We start from the raw sequence: 530 nt of genomic DNA on the forward strand, positions 1-530 counted from the left end.
GCGCATGACCGCACACCCCCACCCCCCCCCCCCCTTATCCCTGATCCAGCCCCCCCATTTACCTGTCCTCGCTCCCCCCCCCGCAGCATCCAGCGCCGCTCTCGCCCCGTGCGCTTTTAATCCCGCCTCCGCACCGTCTCCCACCAGTTTCGCATTCCCCCTCACCGCCCCCCATAAGCACCCTCCCCCCCCGTTTACCGTCCCCCCCGACCCCCCCTTCCTCCCTATCCCCTCCGGTCTCGCCCTCCAACTGCCCCTCATTCCCCACCCCCGTCTCTTCCCGCCCACTCCTCCCTCACCCCTCCCCTTCGCTCCCGTCATCCTCCCCCTCCTCTCCCTCCCTCTTCTTCCCCTCCTTCCCCCCTTCTTTCTTTCCCCTCCTCCCTTTTTTCCCTCCTCTTCCTTTTTCCACTTCTTTTTCCTCTATTTTTTCCTTTTCTCTTCTTCCTTTCCCTTCTTCCTTCTCTCTCCTCTCACCTCCCCTCTCCTTCTTTTCTTCTTCCTCCTCTCCTCTCCTTTTTCTCTTCCTT

Annotated in this window: 1 protein-coding gene; it reads right to left on the reverse strand. The window is 61.5% G+C overall.

Annotated elements, in window-relative coordinates; genetic code table 11:
- Positions 1 to 295: 295 nt before the first annotated feature.
- The coding region (locus tag A6V37_RS41230) for a hypothetical protein (protein WP_208607850.1) at positions 296 to 530 on the reverse strand (235 nt) is incomplete at its 5' end.

The organism is Paraburkholderia ginsengiterrae (assembly GCF_001645125.1).
Classification (GTDB): Bacteria; Pseudomonadota; Gammaproteobacteria; order Burkholderiales; family Burkholderiaceae; genus Paraburkholderia; species Paraburkholderia ginsengiterrae.